Here is a 20,738-nt window from a genome sequence, read left to right as displayed (position 1 = left end):
CGGCGCGGTCGATGCCGCCCTCGGCGCCGTCGAGGACGCCGTCCTCTCAAATGGGCTCCTGGCAGACCTGGTCGATGCACATCCCGGTGGGGCAGTCCGCGTGGACCAGGCACTGCACGCAGACCCCGCCGGCGTTGCACAGCCCGCCGTCGCCCAGGGAGCACGCGGTGCCGACCGCGATCGGCTCGTGGATCGGGGAGCCCTCGCGGCAGGAGTCGACCGTGCACTCGCTGCGGTCGTCGCGCACGTCGTCGTCGTCGTCGACCTCCGCGACCGCGCCGTCGTCGTCGCAGAGGCGCTCGCTGCAGTCGCCGGTCATCTGCATCTCCGCGGGGGTCCCTGGGGCCACGGGCTCGGTGGCGCACCCGCCGTCGACGCACCTCGCGACCGCGCACTCGCTCGCCGGCTCGGAGCAGTCCGCGTCGTCGGTGCAGATGTCGCCGCCGCCGGACCCGCCGTCGCCGCCGCCGTTGCCACCGACTCCAGCGTCGCCGCCGTCACCTCCGACTCCGCCGACTCCGCCGTCGCCTCCGACTCCGCCGCCGCCGGAGCCACCGTTGCCACCGCCGCCACCGCCGGAGCCACCGTTGCCACCGCCGGAGCCACCGTTGCCACCCCCAGAGCCACCGTCGCCACCCCCAGAGCCACCGTCGCCCCCAGAGCCACCGTCGCCCCCGGCTCCGCCGTCGCCCCCGGAGCCGCCCCCGCCGCCGTCATTGCCGTCGCCCCCGGCTCCGCCGTCGCCCCCGGAGCCGCCCCCGCCGCCGTCATTGCCGTCGCCCCCGGCTCCGCCGTCGCCCCCGCCGCCGCCGTCATTGCCGCCGACGCCGCCTTCTCCTCCGACGCCTCCTTGTCCGCCGCTCCCGCCCGTACCCTCGCCGATCAGGCTGCGATCGGGCATCGTGATCAGCTGGCAGCCCGAGGTGGCCAGCAGCGAAATGCTCAAGGCGAGCGCGGATCCGTATCGATTCGATCTCGAAGTCATGGTCCACCTGTGTGCAGGTTGGCTGGACGCCGCAGGCCGTCGACGCTTCCCTGCGCTGCCCCGCGGCGCGGACGAGCGGGCGGGCATCCTAGACGCACGGGACGCCTGTTGAAAGCGCGCCGCGCCGCCCGTCGCGGGGCCGCATCGCGCTGGCCGGCGGCGGCCCTGCGGCGTCGAGGCGGCTTGACCCCCGCGCGCTCCCTCGCTGGGGCGGGCGGGGGCCCCCTGCTGGCATGCTCGTTGATGTGTTCGATCCCGGGCATGCGCTCCGCCTCGAGCGGGGCCGAGCATGACGACCCGGTCGCGGCGCGGCGCCGCGGCGATCGAGGAGCAACGAGCATGCGAATCGCGATCATCTCCACCCCGTTCATCCGGGTGCCGCCCTCCGGATATGGAGGGACCGAGCTGTTCTGTTACGAGCTCGCCGAGGGGCTGTCGGCGCGCGGGCACGAGGTGACGCTCTTCGCGACGGGCGATTCGGTGGTCACCTGCCGCCGCCGGTCGCTCTACGGGAGCCCGTGCTGGCCTCCCACGCCGGAGGACGAGGTCAACCACGTCGCGTGGGCCGTGTCGGAGATCGCGCGGGAGGACAGGTTCGACCTGATCCACGTGAACAGCCCGATCGCCGTCCCGTTCACCCGCTTCGCCGGCCTCCCGGCCGTGCAGACCCTGCACCACGCGTCCTGCGACGAGAGCTCGCGCATCTACGCGCAGCACCCGGAGGTCGCGTACGTGGCCATCAGCGAGCGGCAGCGCTCCCTCGAGATCGCGCTCCCGCGCTCGTGCGTGATCCACCATGGCGTCACGTCGGCGCGCTATCCGGCGAGCCTGGCCGACGAGGGCTACCTCGCGCACCTCGGCCGTTATGCCGAGGAGAAGGGGACCCACCTCGCCCTCGACATCGCGAGGGCCGCGGGCATGCCGCTCCGGCTCGCCGGCCGCGCGCACCCCAGGGATCGTCTCTACTATCTTCAGGAGGTGGCCCCGCGCCTCCGGGAGCACGGCGCATCGGACCTCGGGGAGATGGACCACCGTCGCAAGGTCTCGCTCCTGCGCGGGGCGCGCGCCGTCCTCTGCCCGCTCCAGTGGGAGGAGCCGTTCGGTCTGATCGCCATCGAGGCCATGCTCTGCGGCACCCCGGTGCTCGGCTTTCGCCGCGGCTCCTTCCCCGAGATCGTCGACGAGGGGGTCACGGGCTTCCTGGCCGCGCCGGGCGACGCCGCGCGCCTCGCCGCGCTCGCGACGGGGCTCGCGCGCTTCGATCGCGCCGCCTGCGCGCGCCGCGCCCGCGAGCGCTTCAGCAGCACCGTGATGGTGGGGAGGTACGAGGCGCTCTACCGGACCGTGACCGGCCCGCGGCGCGCCCAGGGCTTCCGGGCAGCATGAGCCCCGCGGGGCCGCGCTCGCGCGGGTCTCCGGGGGCGTGAGGCGCCGTGGTAAGAGGCGGCCATGAACGAGCTCTTGCTGGCCCTGCTCCGGCGCCCGGCGCTCGGGCGCGCGGCGCGGGCCGCGTCGGACTGGGTGGATCTCCAGCTCACCCATGTCGTGGGCTCGCTCGCTCGCCTCGCCCCGCGGGCGCGCGGGCGGCTGCTCGACGTCGGCTGCGGCGACAAGCCGTATGAGCACCTCTTCCTCCCGCACGTTCTCGAGTACCTCGGCGTGGAGCACGAGGCGACCTTCGGCGCCACGGCCGCGCGCTCGCGCGGCAAGGCCGACATGCTCTATGACGGCGAGCGGCTGCCCTTCCCCGACGCGAGCTTCGACACCGTGCTGAGCGTGCAGGTCCTCGAGCACACCCCCCGCCCGGAGGCGCTCGTCGCCGAGATGGCGCGCGTCCTCCGCCCCGGCGGCCTGCTCATCCTGAGCGCGCCCTTCTCGTTCCGCTTGCACGAGGAGCCGCACGACTACTTCCGTTTCAGCCCCCACGGCCTCCGCGCGCTGTGCGGCCGCGCCGGCCTGATCATCGAGGAGATCTGCCCTCACGGCAGCCTCTGGAGCCTGCTCGGGCACAAGGTGAACAGCTACCTGGCGCTCCAGGTCGCGCGGATCGGCGGCGTCGCGCAGGCGATGGGCAAGCTCGGCCATGAGGCCTCCGAAGGCCGCGGAGCGCGCCTGTGGACGCTGCCGCTGGTCGCGCCGGCCATGATCGCGGTGGCCGCGGGCGCGCGCGTGCTCGATCGCGCGCTGCCCGATCCCACCGAGACGCTCGGCTTCACCCTGGCCGCGCGGCGGTCTTCGGCCCCGGCAGCCTGAAGCGGAGGGGAGGTCCCGGAGGGAACGAAGGTCGCTTTCACGGCGAGGGCTTCAGTTGATTTGAATCACGGCTCGCCTCGGTCCGGGAGAGGGCTTGAGCCTGAGCCCCGTGCGCCACGGGGTTGCCGCGCGTGGGCGCGGCGCGGGCGAGACGCCGCGAGCGCGACCCGGTGAGGGGGCCGGCGGCGTGGGGCGACGCGGGCGCCCGGGCGACGATTCAGGAAACTGCCGGCCGGCTCGTGTGTGATGGCAGCAAGGGATCCGTCCTTGCGCAGCCACGACCTCGCCTCCTCGGACGTCGCCGAGGCGCTCCGTCCGCTCTCCTGCGAGCAGCGGTCGGATGCGCCTCCGCCCGGCACGGCTTCCGGGCGCCCGGCCTCGCGGTCGGCCGGGGCGGTCGAGGCGCTCTACCGCCGTCACCACCGGCTCGTGCACCGGCTGGCGCTCCGCTACGGCAAGGGAAACCTGGCGTGGGCCGAGGACGTCACGCAGGACGTCTTCCTCGACCTGTTCAAGGCGCTGCCCACCCTCACCGATCTCGACGACCTCGAGGGCTGGCTGTACCGGGCCACCACGAACCGCTGCTTCAACCGCCTGCGGCGCGAGCGCTTCCTCGCGCTCGCCCCGGTGCGCTGGCTGCTCGGCGAGCACCAGCAGGAGCCCCGGCCGCCGGACGTGCTCGCCATCGCCCGCGACGACCTCCGGCGGGCATTCGACGCGCTGAACGCGCTGCCGATCAAGGAGCGCATCGCGTTCTCGATGTACTACCTCGACGGCAAGGAGCAGGAGGAGATCGGGCGGGTCCTCGGCCACTCGAAGAGCTACGTCTGCAAGCTCATCCAGCGGGCGGTGCAGCACGTCGGCGGCGCCGGATGGAAGGTGGATCATGGCGACGTCTGATCGCGACGACCTCGTCGCGCAGCTGCGGGCGCTCGACGAGCAGCTCGCCGGCGTGGCGCCGCGGCCCGAGCTCGAGGCGCGGCTCCGCGCGCGCCTCAGCGCCCCCGAGGCGGGCCAGGCGCGGTCCGCGCTGCGGGGCGCGGCCTGGGGCCTCCGGCGCCCGATCGCGGTCGGCCTGGTCGCGGCCGCGGCGCTCGCGCTCGGCCTCGACGACGGCGCCCGGCGCGCGGTGGAGCGCTTTGGCGTGGCCGCCCGCAGGCTGGCCGCGCCCGCCGATCCGATCGCCGGCGAGCCCCGCGCCGACGGCCGCCGAGCGGAGCCCGGTCCCGCGCGGCCCAGCGTGCCCCCGCCGCCCGCGCCGGTGGCCCCCGCGCCCGCCCCGCGCCGCCGCGCGCTCCCGCTCGATCCGCGCCTGCGGGCCGAGGACGCGCCGCTGGCGGACATCGAGGGCCCGCCCCGGGCGGCGCCGGACAGCTTGCCTGGCCCGAGCCGCACGCCCGTGCAGCCGAGGCGCGGGCCCGCGCTGGCGCCCCGCGACGCCGGCGCTCTCGGGCCGTCCGATGTCCGCGAGCTGCCGCTCTTTCCGGTGCCCCGGCCCGAGGAGCGCGGCCCCGGCGCGGCCGGGCGCGCGGGCGACGAGGAGACCGCGCGCGCGGACGACGAGCCGCCCGCGAGCCCGCGCGACGAGGAGGGAGCGCCCCGCGAGCCGGCCGAGGCGCTGGACACCGAGTGCACCGACGCCGAGACGCTGAAGGAGAGGGCGCGCGGCGCGTGCGAGGGCGCATTGCGCGAGCTGGCCGAGGTCGACCTGCGCGACGCCTGCGGCGACGGGCTGTTCCGGCGCGTCGAGTACCGCTGCGTCGAGCCGGCCGAGTGCATCTCGGGCACGCTCGGCGACGGGGTGGCCTGCCAGGACCCGAACGCGCTGATCGCGCAGGGCACCCCGATCTGCGAGGAGGCCGGGCTGGTCCTGCGCGACCTCCAGTTCGACAAGGGAGATTACGAAGTGTGCGGCGGGGGCGTGCGCGAGGCGACGTACCTGTGCTGCCCGCCGTGGCCGGCGCCGCCGCCGCCGCCGGAGGAGCCGCCGCCGCCTCCGCCGCCGTGGGACGGTCCCGGCTGCACCGCCGGCCTGGTGGGCGACGGGGTGACGTGCGAGGACCCGACCGCGCTGAAGGACGAGGCTTCCGCGATCTGCCAGGCGCTGGGGCTGCCGCTCCGCTACTTCGATGCCGCGAGCATGCCGTGCGGGGCGGGAGCGCTCCGGGCGGTCTATGCCTGCTGTCCGTAGCCGAGGTCCGCACGAAACGACGCGTGTCCAGGAAACCGGAGCTCTGCTCGCGGTTGGATCATGGCGAATGACGACGCGGCGCCGCGCGATGCAGCGGGCCGCGCGTCACAGCCATCCTCGCGGCTCACGGCGAGGCCAGGGAGATCTCATGCGATTTGATCATCGGTCGATTGCCGTCCTCTCGGTCGCCGGCGCCGCGCTCCTCGCGGGTTGCTCGACCGGTACCCGGTCCGGCGATGGCCTCGACGCGACCACCGCCGGGCAGGGCGTTTCCCCCGACGGCAAGGACCTCGACACGAGCACCGCCGAGGCGGGCGCGACGCCCGGAGCCGAGGCGGGCGCGACGCCCGGAGCCGAGGCGGGCGCGACGCCCGGAGCCGAGGCGGGCGCGACGCCCGAAGCCGAGGCGGGCGCGACGCCCGAAGCCGAGGCGGGCGCGACGCCCGGAGAGGAGGAGGCCTGCTCCGGCGGTCTCCTGTTCGACGGGGTGACCTGCGCGGACGACTGCACGAGCGGAGTCCTGGGCGACGGGGTGACGTGCCAGGACCCGAGCGCGCTGATCGCGCAGGGCACCCCGATCTGCGAGGAGGCCGGGCTGGTCCTGCGCGACCTCCAGTTCGACAAGGGAGATTACGAAGTGTGCGGCGGGGGCGTGCGCGAGGCGACGTACCTGTGCTGCCCGCCGTGGCCGGCGCCGCCGCCGGAGGAGCCGCCGCCGCTGCCGCCGCCGCTTCCGCCGCCGTGGGAAGGTCCCGGCTGCACCGCCGGCCTGGTGGGCGACGGGGTGACGTGTGAGGACCCGACCGCGCTGAAGGACGAGGCCTTCGCGATCTGCCAGGCGCTGGGGCTGCCGCTCCGCTACTTCGATGCTGCCGCGAGCATGCCGTGCGGGGCGGGCTCGCTCCAGGCGGTCTATGCCTGCTGTCCGTAGCCGGACTCCCGATCTGGCTACGGCCCCGGGACGAGCTCCCTGGCGATGCGCTCCACGCTCCGCATCAGCGCCTTGATCTGATCGCCGACGACCGGATCGGCGTCCTCCACGAGCCCTTCGAGATGCTTGAGCACGGGCGGCAACCCCTCCGCGGTGACCTCGTGGATGCGCTCGCCTCCGAGCTTCGCCTCGATACGGGCGAGCTCGTCCTTGAGCTCGCCGAGCGCCTGAGACACATGCTCCCTGTTCAGCACGTGCTCGTGGCGCGAGAGCTCATAGGCTATCGCGAGGGCGCTCCGGACATCCCGCTGAACTTCCATCCGCTCCATGCTTCTTCCCCCGTGCCGTCCCCGGCGATAGTGCATCTCGAACGCGACCGGCCGCGGGCGTCGCGCCGCCCCGGCCGCCGGGGTGGCCTAATTGGCCCCGGAGTGAATCCCACGAAGGCGGGAAGGCAGGAAGATCATTGATCTTTTCTTCCCGCCTTCCCGCCTTCATGTCCAAATCCGGCCACCACCCGGCCGCCAGCGCTTAGCAGCTTCCGTGCCCTCGCCGGCATGGGCGCCCTGCTCGGCCGAGCCCGAGCGAATGCATCGCACGGGCGCGCGCGCTCGGCGCGGCCACGCGGACAAGCCGCCTCGGGTGGCGCAGATCGCCACGCGCTGGCCGCCTGTGGCGGATCGGCTGTTCGTGGGAGCCGGCGACGCCCGGGCCAGCCGTTCTCCCGGGCCAGCCGTGCTCTCGCTCCCGGGGCCCTCTCAGGGTTGCAACAGCTCGACGCCGCTGAACTCGATGGGAAAGGTGATGACGGTCGTCATCCCGCCTTGCGGCGGGGGGAACTCCATCTTCTCGAACGCATCGGCCACGCAGCGGTCGACCTGCTGGTTCTTCGCCGTCGACCTCACGACGTCTGCCTTGTTGACCTTGCCGCTCGGGCCGATCGTCGCCTTGACGGTCACCTTCCCGACGAACTTCGGCGAGCTCTTGACGCCGATCTTGTAGCACTCGTCGAACTGCTGGCCGTACTTCTCCACGACGTCGCGGACCTGCGCTTCCGAGATGTTGCCCCCCAGCGTCCCGGTCGCGGTGGCCGCCCCGGGCTTCACGTTCCCGTCGCCCCTCGGGGCGGCCGGCTTCGGCGCGGCCGCCTCGACCGGCACGGCCGCCCCGGGGACCTGCGAGGCCGGCGGGGGCGCCTCGCTGCCGGCGGGCGTCGGGCCCGCCGTCGTCAGGGACGTCGTGCCGGTCGGCTCGGCGGATGTCGTGCCCGCCGGCTCCGGCGGGGCGGGCTGCGCCGGCGCCTGGGCGGGTGGCGGCGCGCAGCCCGCCGCGAGCGCGAGGACCAGAACCAGACCTGTTCGGCGAGAGCTCATGCCGAAGGTAAAACCGGAATGCGGGGCCTTGTCCACGAGGATGGCGGCGCGTCCCCGATCAGCGCAGCCGCAGCACCTCGACCTCCGGCGCGCCGCCGCTGTCGACGAGCCGCGGCGCGCGACCCCGGTCGCGGGCCCTCAGCGACGCCCAGAACACCTCCGTCCCCGGTCGCTTCCGGATCGGCACCGGATCGGCATAGAGGAAGCCCGCCCTCCAGCGCTGCGGCGAGATCGCCGTCGGGAGGCCGACCTCGCGGTCGACAGGGTCCGCCATCGTCGTGGACAGCGGGGCGCGCTCGACGACCCGGGAGCGCACCGTGAGCGCCACGTCGCTCGTCGCGGGCCCGCCCGCGCGCACGACGATCGTGAGCAGCGAGCGCGCTCCCTCGTGGAACGTCGTCCCGAGCAGCTCCGTGCCGTCGTCGAACCGCGCCCCGAGCGGCGCGAGCGCGGCGGTGATCTCGGCTCGGAGCGCCGCCGCGCGCGCGTCGTCGCCCGCCGCCAGCGCGATGTTGTGCGCGATCCGCTTCTGTTCCAGCGTCTCCGGCGGCCCGGCCGGCGGCTCCGCCGGCTGTCCGAAGTGCGTGCGGAGCTCCCACGTGAGGAACGGGTCCGGCACGATCTCGCGCTCGGGCTCGGTGCCCGAGACGAGGTACCAGGTGAGCAGCCCCGGCTCCCGCTCGCGGAAGGAGAACGCCTCGATGCCGCGCGCCCCCTGCGCCGGCGGCGCGGGCGTCCCGACGCCCGCGCCGAGCGCCCAGAACGGGCCCACCGCCGTGATGTCGAAGCGCCGCGCGAGGCTCGCCTGGTCCCGGTCGAGCAGGAAGCGCGTGTCCGCGAGGTAGGCGCCGCGCGACGGCGTCTCCTTCGGCGCGGGCCGGGTCGGCTTCACGACGCGCCCGCCGAGCGCCCAGACCTGGGCCCAGGTGGCCTTCATGCCCTCGTGCTTCTCGACGGGCGCGCCCTCGGGCAGCCTCGGCGCGAGCCAGCGCAGGAACGCCGTCTTCGCCCCGTCGGAGTGGATGAGCTGCCCCCGCTCGTTGAAGCGCCCGCCCGTCTCGCGCGCGTACCGCAGCGCCGGGAGCCCGTCGCGCAGGACGGCGGCGAGCGGCGCGAGCCACAGCGCGAGCGCCACGAGCGCCGGCCCCGCGGGCGGCGGCGCAGCGCCGTGGGCCAGCGGCGCGGCGGCGGCGCGCTCGAGCAGCGCCGCGCCGGTCTCGACGAGGGCGGCGGCGGCGAGGGCGAAGTAGGCCCCGAAGTAGTGCGGCCAGAAGATGTGGATGTCGGCGCCCTGGCGGAAGACGACGTACTGCACCGTCGCCGTCGCGAGGTAGAGCAGCGGCAGCGCGTCGTGCTCGCGCCGGAGCAGGACGAGCCGCGCGGCGCAGACGATCGCGGCGAGCTTTCCTGCGGCGATGGCGATCGGCGTGAACGAGAGCTCGATCCAGTACCGCCGGCTCGCGAGCACCCTGGCGAGCGGCTCGGCGTTGCCCGAGGAGCGGAACCCGTAGCTCCCCAGGAGGTCGCCGAGCTTGCCGGCCTGGTGGAACAGGGCGAGGTAGAGCGCGGCGGTCAGCGCGGCGAGGAAGGCGGTGAGCACCCACCACTGCGCGTAGCGCCGATCGTGGATCGGGCCGAAGAAGCGCTTCGGGAGCAGGTAGGCCCGGATCGCTCCGAACGTGAGCAGCCCGCCCGTGAGCACGAACGCGGGCCAGTCGGCGTGCATCCCGAGCGCGAGCCCGAGCGCGCTCACCGCGAGGTAGCGGCGCCGGGACGTCTGCGTCAGCCGGACGTATCCCCAGAGCCCGAGCAGCGTCCAGGCCATGACCGGGACCTCGAGCGCGTTGAGGTTCGCGAACGCCAGCGTGATCGGCAGGACGACGAACGACGCCGCCGCGGCCGCCCCCGCGGCGGGGCGGTAGACGCTCCGGCCGATGGCGTAGAGCAGGGGCGGCGTCGCGGCGCTCAGCAGGACGGCGGGCAGGCGGCAGATGACGTCGTGCCGCCCGAAGACCTCCATGAACGCGGCCGTCGTCCAGAAGATCCCCCAGGGGTGGTGGCAGTAGTACATCGCCGGCGCCGGCCGGCTCGCGGTGTACTCCCACACGGGCCCGAGGATCTCCCAGCGGAGCATGTTCTCCGCGATGATCCCGACGCCCGCCGACGACGCGTAGTGGCCGGCGAGCAGGGGCCCGAACATCTCCCACGCGGCCGCGAGCGCGAACCACGCCGTCGCGACGGCGGTGACGGCGAGCGCCGCTCGGGTCTCGAGGCGGGAGGCGGCGGGGAGGCCGCGCAGATCGGCTGGGCGAGGGGCGGGGCGCGGGGGGAGCAACTTGCGCGCAGCCTACCGTCGATGGGGCCTTCGGGAGAGGTGAGAAGCTCCCGCTGCGCCGCCCGTCGAGATCGATCCGCCCCCTTCGGGAAGGCCGCGCCGGAAGGTCGCGACCTCTCCACCGTGGGGTGCCCGCGCAGCGGGGCCGGCGGCGAGGCGCCAGCCTCCCGGACGCCTCGTGATAACTTTGGACCATGCATCAGGGCGCAATCGACAATGTCCCGCCCGGCCGGCCCATGACCCTCGCCGAGTGGGAAATCATGCCGGAAGACGAGCCGGGAGAGCTTGTCGGCGGACGCCTCGTGGAGGAAGAGGTGCCTGACTTCGTGCACGAGCTGGTCGTCGGCTGGCTCATCGAGACCCTGCGACGCTGGCTCGCTCAGACCGGCGGGTTCGTGTTCGCCTCCGGGGCCAAGTTCGCGCTGCAGGGCACGCGCGGTCGCAAACCGGACCTCTCGGTGTTCCTCCCGGGCGAGCCCAGGCCTCCCCGCCGGGGTGCCGCGCGCACCCCGCCCGCCGTCATGGTCGAGGTCGTCTCCCCGACGCCGCGGGACGTGCGGCGCGATCGCGTCGAGAAGGTGAAGGAGTACGCCTCCTTCGGCGTGCGGTTCTACTGGATCGTGGACCCGCAATTCAGGACCGTCGAGATCCTCGAGCTCGACGCGAGCGGCCGCTACACGTACGCGGCGAGCGCCTCGAGCGGGGTGCTCCGACCCGTGCCCGGGTGCGAGGGGCTGTCGCTCGATCTCGACGCGCTCTGGTCCGAGGTCGATGGCCTGCTCGGCGTGGAGGAGCCGCCCGTCTCCAGCACGGAGGACGAGGCCTCCGGCCCGGAGGGCGAAGAGGACCCCTGATCTGCAGATCCCCCGGAGCGCGAGCGGCCGCGCCCGTGCGCATCCCGCGCGCCGCGCTCCCGGTGACGCGCGGCCGCCGCGGGCCCTGCGAGGCGAGCGGCCGAACGGAATCCCCGAGCGGTTCCGAGATGGTAGCTTCCCGCCATCTTGGGTACCCCCTCCCTCCCGGCGGAGCCTCCGGCCGCGCCCGGCCCCGCGCGTCGCGCGCTCTCCGGCCCGCTGCGCCGCGCCGCGGGCGCCGCGCGTCGCGCGCCCCTCGGCGCGGCGCTCGCGCTCGTCGTCGTCGCCGTGTCCGTCTATGTGATCGGCGTCCCGCTCGCGGTCGTTCGCTATCCGCCGATGACCGATCTCCCGTTCCACGCGGCCCAGACGGCGGCGCTCGGGCACTACCTCGATCCGGCGTGGCACTTCCGCGAGCAGTTCACGCTCCAGCCGCTCGCGGTCCCGTACCTGTCGATGTACGCGATCGGCGCCCTGCTCATGCTCGTCCTTCCTCCCGTGGCCGCGGTGAAGGTCGCGGCGGCGGCGATGCTCGCGCTCCTGCCCGCGGGCCTCGCCGTCCTCTTCCACGGCCTGAAGCGGAGCCCCCTGCTCGGCGTCCTCGGCCTCCTCCTCGTCTGGTGCAACCTCACGCACTGGGGCTTCCTCAACCACATGGGCGCGCTCGGCCTCTTCGCGATGGTCATCGGCCTGACGCTCCTGCTGCTCGATCGCCCCTCGCGCGGCCGCCAGATCGCGCTCGCGCTCGCGCTCGTCGCGCTGTTCTTCACCCACGTCTTCCGCTTCCCGTTCGCGATCGCCGCCGTGATCGGCGCGGCGATCGTTGTGTTCCCGGCGACGCGGCGGCTCCGCCCCATCGCGCTGCCGCTCGCGCCCTCGCTGGTCCTCTTCGCCGTGTGGCTCGCGGTCCGGACCGACACCCTCCACGGCGCGCCCTTCGCGCCCGCGCTCCACTGGGACCGGCTCGGCGAGGTTCCCTCGCTCCTGTTCACGAGCTTCACCGATCCCGTCGAGGCGGCGGCGGCCCACCGGGCGGCGCGCCTCGTGCTCGCCGCGCTGCTCGTGTGCGCCGGAGGCGCCGCCGCGCAGCTCGCCGGCGCCTCCGCCGCGCCGGCGCCCGCGCTCGCCGCGGACGCGCGGCGGCGGGCCTTCGCGCGCCTCGCGGCCCTCGTCCCGGTCGCCTGCGCGGCGGTGTTCCTGGGCCTGTTTCTCAGCCTGCCGCTGCAGATCGGCCTCTGGTGGTACGTCTACCCGCGCGAGATCGTCGCGGCCCTGTTCCTCGCCCTCGGCGCCTTCCCGGACCTGCCGCGATCGCCCTGGCTCAAGGTGCCGGCCGTGCTCGCGCTGTCGGCCGCGGCGATCTCCCTCGGCGCCGTGGCGCGCGACAACTACCGCCGCTTCGACCACAGCACGCGGGACTTCGACGCCATCATCGCCCGCATCCCGCGCGCGCCCAGGCTGCTCTACCTCGTCTTCGATCACGGCGGCTCGACCCGGTCGACGACCCCGTTCATCCATCTCCCCGCCTGGGTCCAGGCCACGCGGGGCGGCTGGCTCAGCTTCCACTTCGCCGTCTGGGACGCCTCGCCGGTCGCCTACCGGCCTCGCTCGGAGCCGGGCGCCGTCGTCCCGCCGCCGACGCCGCTCCGGTGGGAGTGGACGCCCGAGAAGTTCGACGTGCGGCGCCACGGCGCCTTCTTCGACTGGTTCCTCGTCCGCCGCCGGGCGGGGGCCGATCACCTCTTCGCGAAGGACCCGAGCATCGTCCCCGTCGATCACGTCGGCGACTGGTGGCTCTACCGCCGCAGCGGCGCGCCGTAGCGAGCGCCCCGGCCCGGGCTTCTGTTACGATGCCGCCCATGCGCTCCGCCTCAGCGTCCGCTCTCCTCGCCGCCGGCATCGGCCTGCTCGCCCTGTGCGCCTGCGGCTCCGACGACCCGCCGAGCTCGTTCGGCGCCGGCGGCGCGGGAGCAGGCGGCGGCACCACCACGGTGCCAGAGCCCGCGTGCTCGCAGCCGACGCCGGTGCCCTGCGAGGACGACGTCTTCCAGCAGATGAACCTCCAGTCCACCGTGGCGCCCGGGGAGCTCAGCAACGAGCAGGACGGCGAGGGGTACCGCTCCCTCGTCGACGCCACCGCGGGCGGCTACTCCGCACCCGAGCCCGACGCCTACGTCTATGCCCGGTTCACCGACGGCGGCCTCGAAAAGGTCGAGATCTCCGACGAGGCGTCGCTCGGATCGATGGACTGGGATGTCGCCTTCCGGCGCTACGTGGTGCGCATCAACAGCGGCCACTCCGGGCCGTCCTGCGTGATGGCGGCGCGGCTCCCGGGCACGCCGGACTACGACGCGCTCGCCGAGGCCCCCGGCGAGCTGAGGCTCCGCAGCGACGAGTACTTCACCGAGAGCTGCGAGCTCATCGCCGACGGCTCCGGGCTGGAGTCCCCGGCGACCGCGCTCTCCGGTTACTGGAAGTACCCCGGCTGCGTGGAGATGAGCGGCGTCGTCTACGTCGTCCGGCTCGCGGACGGCCGGAGGCTCAAGCTGACCGTCACGCACTTCTACAACGAGGAGGCCCAGGCGCAGTGCCAGGAGACCGGGATGGTCGAGATGGGGGACACCGGCGCCGCCACCCTCCAGCTCCGGTGGGCCTTCCTCCCGTGACCCGGCCCTCCGGCGCCGGGCGCTCCGTCTCCGCGCGGCGCCGCCGCGCCGGGGGCGCCGCGGCCCGGCTCGCGCCGGCGCTCGCCGCCCTGGTGGCCCCGGCGCTCGCGGCCTGCGCCGGCGATGCGCCTGCAAGCGCGCTCGACGGGCCCGCCGCGGCGCCGCTCGAACGGCCCGACACGCGCGGCACCGACCTCCAGTTCCGGTTCGATCCGGGCGACGTCGTCGAGACCTTCGCGTCGGCCTCCGGGAGCTTCCTTGTCCACTTCGCGCGCGAGGGGCGCTGCGCCGTGCCCGGCGAGGACGCCGACGCGACGGGCGTCCCCGACTTCGTCGAGGAGGTCGCCGCCATCTACGACGAGGTGATCGTCCACTACCGCGACGTCCTCGGCTTCCGGCCGCCGAGGAGCGACGAGGACCTCCCCGACAACGGCGGCGACGGGCGCTTCGACGTCTACCTCGTCGACTTCGCCGGCGTCGGCGACGGGGTGTTCCGCGTCGACGCCTGCGACCCGGACGGCGAGGACCGCTGCGCCGGCTTCATGACCCAGGAGAACGACTACGCCGGCTACGACTATCCGTCGACGCGCACCGCGAACCGGATCCTCGGGAGCCACGAGCTCTTCCACGCCGTGCAGGCGGCCTACGATCACGGCCAGGACACGTTGATGATGGAGGGGAGCGCGGTCTGGGCGACCGAGTCGTTCGACCCCTCGCTGCAGGACTTCGAGGGCTTCGTCGGCGGCTACCTCTCGAACACGGATCGATCGCTCGACGTGCCCATCGCCGGCCCGGTCGACCCCTTCAGCTACGGGAGCGCGCTCTTCTTCCAGTTCCTCGAGGAGCGCTACGGAGACGGCACGGTCCGCTCGCTCTGGGAGCGCGTCGAGGACGGCGCGTTCGGCGAGGCGGATCCCGTGTGGTTCGAGCAGCTCGACCCCTTGCTCTCCTCGAGCGCGCAGGCGACGTTCGCCGAGGCGTTCGTGGAGTTCGCCACATGGAACCTGCTCACCGGGCTCCACGCGGATCCCGGGCGCTCCTACGCCGCCGGGGCCGGCTACAGGAGCCTCACCCCGCAGCAGGTCGCGGCGCCCCACGCCGGCCGGCTCCGCGTCTTCCATGCGTCGGCGCAGTACTTCAGCGTCCGGCCCGACGGGCGCGCGGCCATGACGGCCGCGCTCGCCGCGCCCGCGGAGGATCCGGCGCAGCGCGACGGCCTCACCCTGCTGCTCGCGGCGCGGCGCGGCCGCGCGTACGGCGAGGTCGTGCGCGCCGCCGACGTGGCCTCCGGCGCCGAGCTCGTCGACACGGCCGACGCCGACGGCCTCGCCGTGATCGTGGTGAACGACCTTCAGGACGGCGAGTCGCGCAAGCCGACGCTGTGCATCGGCACGGCCGACGAGGTCGCGGCGTGCCGGGCCGCCGTGGAGGGCGGCGCCGGCGGCGGGGGTGGAGGCGGCGGCGGTGGCGGCGCGGGTGGCGCCGGCGCCGCCGGAGGGGAGGCGCCGCTGGAGGGCGGCGAAGGCGACGCCGACGGAGGGTGCGGCTGCCGTGTCGGGGCGCCGTCCACCGCGGCGGGGAGCTTCGCCGCTGCCGGGAGCTGGGCGCTGGGCGCTTCGCTGCTCGCGCTGGCCCTGCGCCGGCGCAGGTTCACGCGCATCCACCGGTGATCTCGGCCGATCGCGCACCCGGCGAGGAGCGCCGTGATCGCGCGGAGGCGCCCGGCCGAGCCGGCCCGTCCGCCGCGGCAGAGGGGCTCCCGCGGCCGAGCGTCGACCGCGCTGACCGTCGTGGAAAGCCGGTCCCGTGCTCCCCGCGAGAAGCTACCATGGTCCGCATGAGCGACGCTGGTCCCGAGCACGCGAGCCTCTCTCTCCGCGAGGATCCGGAGGGGTTCCTGTGCACCGTGGTCGAGGGCGACCTGTCGGACGAGATGGCGCGCGCGATCGCCGCCGAGTGCAAGCGCCTCTCGGACAGCGGCCGGGAGGTCCTCGTGCTCTGCGATACGCACCGCACCGGCACCATCTCACCGTCGGCGCGCAAGGTGATGGCGAGCGAGATGCGCGCCGTGCGCTTCGACGCGATCGCGATCTTCGGCGCGAGCTTCGCCGTGCGCGTCATCTCCACGCTCGCGGCGAAGAGCGTGCAGATCCTCACGCAGCAGTCCTATCCGGTGCACTTCTTCGATACGGAGGCCGAGGCGCGCGCGTGGCTCCTCGCGCAGCGGCACGCCGTCCGCGCCAGGCGGCGGCCGGTCGCATGACGTCACCCACCGCGGCGCGCGCCTGCCGCGCGCCGCCGGCGCCCCGCCGCGGCGAGGCCGAGGAGCGCCGCGACCGCGAGGCCGCGCCGCTCGACCGGGGGCGCGCCGGCCGCCGCGCACGCGCAGCCGGCCTGCTCGTCGTCGCCGCCTTCGTCCGGCGGCGGCGGTGGCGGCTCGTCCCCGAGCACCTCCCTGAGCGCCGCGACCGGGTCGATGATCCCGTGTCCGAAGATGGGATCGTGCCCGTTCTCGTCGGGAATGGCGTACGGCGCCGGCCGCGCCGTGCGGATCAGGATGTCGTAGAGCTCGACCGAGGTCCGCTCGGGCGCGGCGCTCACGAGCAGCCCGGCGACGCCGGCCGCGACCGGGCACGCCGACGAGGTGCCCCCGAACAGCGACGTGTAGTCGTCCGGGCTGTCCCCCTCGCGCCCGGCGATATCGGTGCTCAGCGTCCCGGTGGGCGCGACGAGATCGAGAGAGCGCCCGCGGTTCGTGAACGACGTCTCCTCTTCCAGGTGGTTGACCGCGCCCACGTTGAGGACGCCCCGCACCGCCTGGATCTCGTCGTCGAGGATCTCCCGGTCGTCGTTGCCGGCGGCGAAGAGGACGAGCGCCCCCTTCCCGTCGCGCCCGGCGTCGAACAGGCGGTGGATCGCGTCCTCGACCACCCGGGGGACGGGCATCGGCTCGGCGTATCCCCAGCTGTTGGAGACGACGGCGGCGTTCACCTGCAGGGCGAACTCGAAGGCGTCGACCGAGGTGGAGATCGGCTGCGCCTCGTCGTCGAGCAGCCGCACGCACCGCAGCCTGCATTCGGGGCAGCCGCCCGCGATGCCGACGCCGTTGTCGGTGTCGGCGGCGACGAGGCCCGCGCAGGCGGTCCCGTGGTTCACGCCCGCTGCGCCCGGCTTGTAGGTGGGGTCGTCGTCTCCATCGATGACGTCCAGGCCCGGATCCATCTTCGAGGCGAGGTCGGGGTGATCGAGGTCGCAGCCGGTGTCGATGACGACGATGGAGGTGGCCGCGTCTCCCCGCGTGCGCCCCCAGGCCTCTTCCATCCTGAGGTCGGCGAAGTACCACTGTCCTGACAGGCGCGGGTCGTCCGGCGTGAACGGCGCGCCGCGCGCCTCGAGGCGCACGTGGAGGTCCGGGATCGCCTCGCGCAGGAAGGCCGGCCGCGCCGCGCCCTGGAGGCGCTCGGCGAGATCGAGGCCGTCGCCGCCGCCGGTGTCCCTGACGAGCCATAGCCCGATCGAGCGCATCAGCGGCCTCACCACCTCGAGTCCCGCGCCGGCGAGCTCGCCCTCGGCGCCCGGGTCGACCTTCACGATCGCGGTCGCGCCCACGCTCGCCTGGACCGTGCGGCCGCCGGGGTAGTGGAGCCGCACCGGGGAAAGCGCGCCGCCCGACGCGCCCAGCGCGGCCGGCCCGAGCCGCTCGACGGCGACGCGGCGCCCGCCGTCCAGGAACGAGGGAGTCCTCGCCGAGCCGCTCGCGGCCGGGCGCGGGCTGGCGAGGGCGTCGCCGGTCGCGGCGGCCCCGAGGAGGAGCGCCGCCGAGGAGAGCAGGATAGATGGCTTGCGTCGCATCGCTCTCCTGGATCTACCGGACCGCGCGACTGGAGACGAGCGTGGGCGGCGCGGTGCTACCCCTTCTTGGCGCCTCGGATCACCATCGACGCGAGCAGGTCCATCGTCCTCGAGAGGTCTTCCCGGACCGCTCCGTCGGGGAGCGCCGCGAGCCGCGTCGCGACGCGCTCCAGGAACTGCTGCCTTGCCCGCTCGAAGCCCGGCGCCAGCTGGTCGTGCAGCGCGCAGGTCACAAGCTCCTGATCGAGCTGCCGCCAGAAGAACTTGCCGTCGACGGTCGTGGCGCAGAGCCTGCCGGTGAAGCCGACCACCGTTCGCGCGCCCGCGTCGAGGAGCTGGTCGAACAGCGGTCCGCTCGCCGTCTCGCCACAGCAGAAATACAGAACGCGGCCCCGCGCCCAGAGCTCGATCTCCTGCGCCGGGCTCTCATGCGATATCAGGAGGCCATCGGGCGACTCGTCGTCCACAACGCAGCTCGTCCTGCCGTGGGACGACACAACGATCCCACGGAAGGGATTGCCCCCGCCCTCGGCCCGCGCGATCTGGCGGAGGATCCTCCTCCGCTCCGCGCTCGCGCGTCCGAAGGGTACGATGGAGAACTGCTCTCCCATGCGCCCATAGAGCTGCGTGCGACCCGACGCGAACCAGGCGCTGTCCGGATCGAAGGACGTGTCAATCGAGAGTACAGGTCGAGGCGTCATCCTACCTCCTTCGAAGTTTCCCCGTCCGCGCCGTCCAGCGCTCGCCCGCACCGGCGAGCGCCAGCGCCGCTCGCTCGCGCGCGCTGCGCCGAGCCGCCGGCGCCTGGCATCAGGCCCTCTCCACCGGTTTCTTCGCAGCATGCATCGCACCCGCTGCCATCTCGGACCCCTGCCGCAAGACTCGCTGTAGGGTACAATAACAACCGTACGGGAATCCATTCTACAAAAATCGTATTAGATCTTACGAATTTTCGCGTGCACCTCGAACATATTTACTTTTAGTGTGCTCGTGCGCTCGCGGAAGCTCACGTTTTTTACAGAAGGCTTTGGCACGGGGGCGTTGCGCCGGGGTGTCGTCTTCAACACCCGTCGCGACCATCGTGGCGGCCGGGAGGCTCGCAGGAGGGCGGTGCGTCCCGTCCAGCGCCGCCGGGCGGGCGCTGGACGGATAGCGTGTGGCTCAGGCGAGGGGCGCCGCCTCGTCGGTCTGGGCCAGGACGAGCTTGCGGGGCTCCCCCTGCCGCAGCTCGCTCATCCTCGCCTGCATCGTCTGCCCTAGCTCCTCGCGCGCGCCGTCGTCGAGGAGCTTCTTGACCTTGGGAAACAGGTGCTCTTCCTCCTCCTTGTGGTGATGCTCGAGCTGCTCGGCCAGCACGTGGAGCTTGGGCCCGAACTTCTCATCCGTCGTGTCGAGCGCCACGAGATCGGCCAGCACGCGCTTGAGGGACAGGTGCTCCTCCAGCGACTCGAGGAGGATATCCTCGGTGCGACGGGCCCGGACGGCGGGGTAGAAGTGCTGTTCCTCGATCGTGATGTGTGTGGCGAGGAGGTCGGCGGCCGAGGAAAACTGCTCAGAGGAGACGGAAGAGGCCTCCTTCAGGCCGGAGAACTGCTGTTCGAGCTCGCGGTGGTGGCGTTCGAGGAGATCGATGGCGTCCATAGGGGCTTCTATGTAGCGGGCGCCGCCCCGCGAGCAAGCTGGGCGGCCGCACGGGAGCCGCGCCGGGCGGCGCTCATCCCGGCGCTGCGCGCGGCGGAGCGGGTGTAAGCTCCTGGCATGTACTCGCCCGAGGCATTCCAGGAGACTGATCGCGATCGGCTGCTCGATCTCGTCGAGAGATATAGCTTCGGCTGCCTCATGGCGCCGGATGATCAGGGCGGCATCGAGATCGCGCACCTGCCGTTCGTGCTCGATCGCGACGCCGGGCCCTCTGGGCGGCTCCGCGCCCACGTCGCGCGGGCGAACCGCATCTGGCGGGTGGCGACCGACGGCAGGCCGATCGTCGCTGTGTTCTCCGGGCCGCACGGGTATGTCTCGCCGCGATGGTACGAGCAGCCGAGCAAGCAGGTGCCGACCTGGAATTACGCCGTGGTGCACGCCCACGGGCGCGCCGCTGGGCCGATGAGCCGCGACGATCTGACTCGGCTGCTCGACGACCTCGCCGGCATCCATGAGCGCGGCGCGGCCGAGCCATGGAGCACGAGCGAGCTCGACCGCGAGCTCCACGAGAACCTCCTCCGGGGGATCGTGGGGCTCACCATCGAGATCGACCGCCTCGAAGGCAAGCTCAAGCTGAGCCAGAACCGCTCGCCCGCCGACCAGGCGCGCGTCGCCCGCGCGCTCGGCGAGCGCGGGAGCCCGGATGATCTCGACATGGTGCGTCTGATGACGGCGAGGCGCGAGGACCGATGAGGCGATCGGCGGGCTGGGCCTCCGCCTGCGAGGTGCCTGTCTGACACAGGGAGATCCTTACTCGGATTGCAGATCTCTCCTGGCACGCCGAGGGCCGTGGCCGCGATCTCCGCCAGGGCGAGCCCCGGTGAGATCGCGCGGGCCGAGATGGCGAACCCGGCCCTTCAGGCGAGGTCGAACAGCAGCACCTCGCCCGCGTCCTTCCCGACCAGGTGGAGCGCCCCGCCCGCGCCGATCGCGGCCGCGTCGCCGGCCTCGAGCAGCGTCCCGTTCAGCTCCACGCTCCCGCGCGCCACGTGGACCCAGGCGTTCCGCCCGGCCGCGAGCTCGTACCGCGCCTCTTCCCCCTGTCCGAAGGTGCCCGCGAACAGGCTCACGTCCTGGTGGACCGTCACCGATCCATCGCGCCCGTCCTGCGAGGCGACGAGCCGCAGCTTGCCCTGGCGCTCCTCGTCCGAGAACGCCTTCTGCTCGTAGCCCGGCGGATACCCGGGCCGGTCCGGCAGGATCCAGATCTGCAGCAGGTGGGTCACGCCCGTCTTCGAGGCGTTCATCTCGCTGTGGAACACGCCCGTGCCCGCCGACATGCGCTGGACCTCGCCAGGGCGGATGATCGACCCGTTCCCCATACTGTCCCGGTGCGCGAGCTCCCCCTCGAGAACATAGGTGAGGATCTCCATGTTCTGGTGCGGGTGCGACCCGAACCCTCGCGCCGGCGCGACGCGATCGTCGTTGATCACCCGCAGCGCACGGAAGCCCATGTGGTCCGGGTCCTGGTAGTTGGCGAACGAGAACGTGTGGAATGACTGCAGCCACCCGTGATCGGCATAGCCGCGCTCGCCGGAACGGCGGAGTTGCATCGAAGAAGTGGTGTTTGCCATGCCCATCAGCATGCGTCCACCGA

Annotated in this window: 19 protein-coding genes; 11 read left to right on the top strand and 8 right to left on the bottom strand. The window is 73.7% G+C overall.

Going from position 1 to position 20,738, the window contains the following annotated elements:
- Nucleotides 1-46 precede the first annotated feature (46 nt).
- On the bottom strand, nucleotides 47-946 hold the full coding sequence (locus WMF36_RS34805) for a hypothetical protein (RefSeq protein ID WP_437575110.1): 900 nt from the start codon (nucleotides 944-946) through the stop codon (nucleotides 47-49).
- 378 nt (nucleotides 947-1,324) lie between these two features.
- On the opposite strand from WMF36_RS34805, the gene WMF36_RS34800 reads away from it, so the two are divergent.
- The 5 genes from WMF36_RS34800 (at nucleotide 1,325) to WMF36_RS34780 (ending at nucleotide 6,360) form a co-directional block, all read left to right on the top strand.
- Nucleotides 1,325-2,371, top strand: coding sequence for a glycosyltransferase family 4 protein (locus tag WMF36_RS34800; protein WP_437575109.1), 1,047 nt, complete (start codon nucleotides 1,325-1,327; stop codon nucleotides 2,369-2,371).
- A gap of 63 nt (nucleotides 2,372-2,434) precedes the next feature.
- Nucleotides 2,435-3,238, top strand: a complete 804-nt coding sequence (locus WMF36_RS34795; protein WP_437575108.1) for a class I SAM-dependent methyltransferase — start codon at nucleotides 2,435-2,437, stop codon at nucleotides 3,236-3,238.
- 267 nt (nucleotides 3,239-3,505) lie between these two features.
- Entirely contained in the window at nucleotides 3,506-4,138 is a 633-nt protein-coding gene (locus WMF36_RS34790; protein WP_437575107.1) for an RNA polymerase sigma factor, read from the top strand.
- A complete protein-coding gene (locus WMF36_RS34785) occupies nucleotides 4,125-5,429 on the top strand; it encodes a hypothetical protein (protein ID WP_437575106.1) in 1,305 nt (434 codons plus the stop codon). Before WMF36_RS34790 ends, WMF36_RS34785 begins: the two co-directional genes overlap by 14 nt.
- A gap of 148 nt (nucleotides 5,430-5,577) precedes the next feature.
- Entirely contained in the window at nucleotides 5,578-6,360 is a 783-nt protein-coding gene (locus tag WMF36_RS34780; protein WP_437575105.1) for a hypothetical protein, read from the top strand.
- Between the two features lie 17 nt (nucleotides 6,361-6,377).
- Here the strand turns inward: WMF36_RS34780 and WMF36_RS34775 are convergent, their stop codons facing one another.
- The 3 genes from WMF36_RS34775 to WMF36_RS34765 form a co-directional block, all read right to left on the bottom strand.
- Nucleotides 6,378-6,680, bottom strand: coding sequence for a hypothetical protein (locus tag WMF36_RS34775; protein WP_437575104.1), 303 nt, complete (start codon nucleotides 6,678-6,680; stop codon nucleotides 6,378-6,380).
- A 438-nt stretch (nucleotides 6,681-7,118) separates the two neighbouring features.
- Complete coding sequence (locus tag WMF36_RS34770; protein ID WP_437575103.1) at nucleotides 7,119-7,733, bottom strand: TonB family protein; 615 nt, start codon at nucleotides 7,731-7,733, stop codon at nucleotides 7,119-7,121.
- A gap of 58 nt (nucleotides 7,734-7,791) precedes the next feature.
- Entirely contained in the window at nucleotides 7,792-10,068 is a 2,277-nt protein-coding gene (locus WMF36_RS34765; RefSeq protein ID WP_437575102.1) for an ArnT family glycosyltransferase, read from the bottom strand.
- A gap of 194 nt (nucleotides 10,069-10,262) precedes the next feature.
- Between WMF36_RS34765 and WMF36_RS34760 the strand changes: the two genes are divergently transcribed.
- The 5 genes from WMF36_RS34760 (at nucleotide 10,263) to WMF36_RS34740 (ending at nucleotide 15,851) form a co-directional block, all read left to right on the top strand.
- Nucleotides 10,263-10,922, top strand: a complete 660-nt coding sequence (locus WMF36_RS34760; RefSeq protein WP_437575101.1) for a Uma2 family endonuclease — start codon at nucleotides 10,263-10,265, stop codon at nucleotides 10,920-10,922.
- Between the two features lie 147 nt (nucleotides 10,923-11,069).
- On the top strand, nucleotides 11,070-12,743 hold the full coding sequence (locus tag WMF36_RS34755) for a hypothetical protein (RefSeq protein ID WP_437575100.1): 1,674 nt from the start codon (nucleotides 11,070-11,072) through the stop codon (nucleotides 12,741-12,743).
- Nucleotides 12,744-12,781: 38 nt separating this feature from the next.
- Complete coding sequence (locus WMF36_RS34750; protein WP_437575099.1) at nucleotides 12,782-13,588, top strand: HmuY family protein; 807 nt, start codon at nucleotides 12,782-12,784, stop codon at nucleotides 13,586-13,588.
- On the top strand, nucleotides 13,570-15,258 hold the full coding sequence (locus WMF36_RS34745; RefSeq protein ID WP_437575098.1) for an MXAN_6640 family putative metalloprotease: 1,689 nt from the start codon (nucleotides 13,570-13,572) through the stop codon (nucleotides 15,256-15,258). Before WMF36_RS34750 ends, WMF36_RS34745 begins: the two co-directional genes overlap by 19 nt.
- Nucleotides 15,259-15,425: 167 nt before the next feature.
- Nucleotides 15,426-15,851 (top strand): STAS/SEC14 domain-containing protein, encoded by a 426-nt coding sequence (locus WMF36_RS34740; RefSeq protein WP_437575097.1) that lies wholly within the window; start codon nucleotides 15,426-15,428, stop codon nucleotides 15,849-15,851.
- Nucleotides 15,852-15,853: 2 nt separating this feature from the next.
- Here WMF36_RS34740 and WMF36_RS34735 read toward each other — a convergent pair whose 3' ends face one another.
- The 3 genes from WMF36_RS34735 to WMF36_RS34725 all read right to left on the bottom strand — a co-directional run bounded on the left by WMF36_RS34735 (nucleotide 15,854) and on the right by WMF36_RS34725 (nucleotide 19,081).
- Entirely contained in the window at nucleotides 15,854-17,440 is a 1,587-nt protein-coding gene (locus tag WMF36_RS34735; protein WP_437575096.1) for a S8 family peptidase, read from the bottom strand.
- A 56-nt stretch (nucleotides 17,441-17,496) separates the two neighbouring features.
- Nucleotides 17,497-18,141, bottom strand: coding sequence for a hypothetical protein (locus WMF36_RS34730; RefSeq protein WP_437575095.1), 645 nt, complete (start codon nucleotides 18,139-18,141; stop codon nucleotides 17,497-17,499).
- A gap of 460 nt (nucleotides 18,142-18,601) precedes the next feature.
- Nucleotides 18,602-19,081 carry a hemerythrin domain-containing protein gene (locus WMF36_RS34725; protein ID WP_437575094.1) on the bottom strand — a complete coding sequence of 160 codons (480 nt, stop codon included), beginning with the start codon at nucleotides 19,079-19,081 and terminating at the stop codon, nucleotides 18,602-18,604.
- A 117-nt stretch (nucleotides 19,082-19,198) separates the two neighbouring features.
- On the opposite strand from WMF36_RS34725, the gene WMF36_RS34720 reads away from it, so the two are divergent.
- A complete protein-coding gene (locus WMF36_RS34720; protein WP_437575093.1) occupies nucleotides 19,199-19,834 on the top strand; it encodes an FMN-binding negative transcriptional regulator in 636 nt (211 codons plus the stop codon).
- A gap of 164 nt (nucleotides 19,835-19,998) precedes the next feature.
- Here WMF36_RS34720 and WMF36_RS34715 read toward each other — a convergent pair whose 3' ends face one another.
- Nucleotides 19,999-20,694, bottom strand: coding sequence for a pirin family protein (locus tag WMF36_RS34715; protein WP_437575092.1), 696 nt, complete (start codon nucleotides 20,692-20,694; stop codon nucleotides 19,999-20,001).
- Nucleotides 20,695-20,738: the final 44 nt, after the last annotated feature.

The organism is Sorangium sp. So ce887, from assembly GCF_051521455.1.
In the GTDB taxonomy this organism is placed as follows: domain Bacteria; phylum Myxococcota_A; class Polyangia; order Polyangiales; family Polyangiaceae; genus Sorangium.
Note: the sequence above shows the minus strand (reverse complement) of the source record. Positions and strands in the feature narration are given on the sequence as shown.

Bases quoted from the DNA above. Each gene is read 5' to 3' on its own strand.
- WMF36_RS34795 (WP_437575108.1), top strand. From the start codon at position 2,435: ATGAACGAGCTCTTGCTGGCCCTGCTCCGGCGCCCGGCGCTCGGGCGC.
- WMF36_RS34750 (WP_437575099.1), top strand. From the start codon at position 12,782: ATGCGCTCCGCCTCAGCGTCCGCTCTCCTCGCCGCCGGCATCGGCCTG.
- WMF36_RS34800 (WP_437575109.1), top strand. From the start codon at position 1,325: ATGCGAATCGCGATCATCTCCACCCCGTTCATCCGGGTGCCGCCCTCC.
- WMF36_RS34775 (WP_437575104.1), bottom strand. From the start codon at position 6,680: ATGGAAGTTCAGCGGGATGTCCGGAGCGCCCTCGCGATAGCCTATGAG.
- WMF36_RS34780 (WP_437575105.1), top strand. From the start codon at position 5,578: ATGCGATTTGATCATCGGTCGATTGCCGTCCTCTCGGTCGCCGGCGCC.
- WMF36_RS34735 (WP_437575096.1), bottom strand. From the start codon at position 17,440: ATGCGACGCAAGCCATCTATCCTGCTCTCCTCGGCGGCGCTCCTCCTC.
- WMF36_RS34730 (WP_437575095.1), bottom strand. From the start codon at position 18,141: ATGACGCCTCGACCTGTACTCTCGATTGACACGTCCTTCGATCCGGAC.
- WMF36_RS34740 (WP_437575097.1), top strand. From the start codon at position 15,426: ATGAGCGACGCTGGTCCCGAGCACGCGAGCCTCTCTCTCCGCGAGGAT.
- WMF36_RS34725 (WP_437575094.1), bottom strand. From the start codon at position 19,081: ATGGACGCCATCGATCTCCTCGAACGCCACCACCGCGAGCTCGAACAG.
- WMF36_RS34760 (WP_437575101.1), top strand. From the start codon at position 10,263: ATGCATCAGGGCGCAATCGACAATGTCCCGCCCGGCCGGCCCATGACC.
- WMF36_RS34770 (WP_437575103.1), bottom strand. From the start codon at position 7,733: ATGAGCTCTCGCCGAACAGGTCTGGTTCTGGTCCTCGCGCTCGCGGCG.
- WMF36_RS34715 (WP_437575092.1), bottom strand. From the start codon at position 20,694: ATGCAACTCCGCCGTTCCGGCGAGCGCGGCTATGCCGATCACGGGTGG.
- WMF36_RS34785 (WP_437575106.1), top strand. From the start codon at position 4,125: ATGGCGACGTCTGATCGCGACGACCTCGTCGCGCAGCTGCGGGCGCTC.
- WMF36_RS34720 (WP_437575093.1), top strand. From the start codon at position 19,199: ATGTACTCGCCCGAGGCATTCCAGGAGACTGATCGCGATCGGCTGCTC.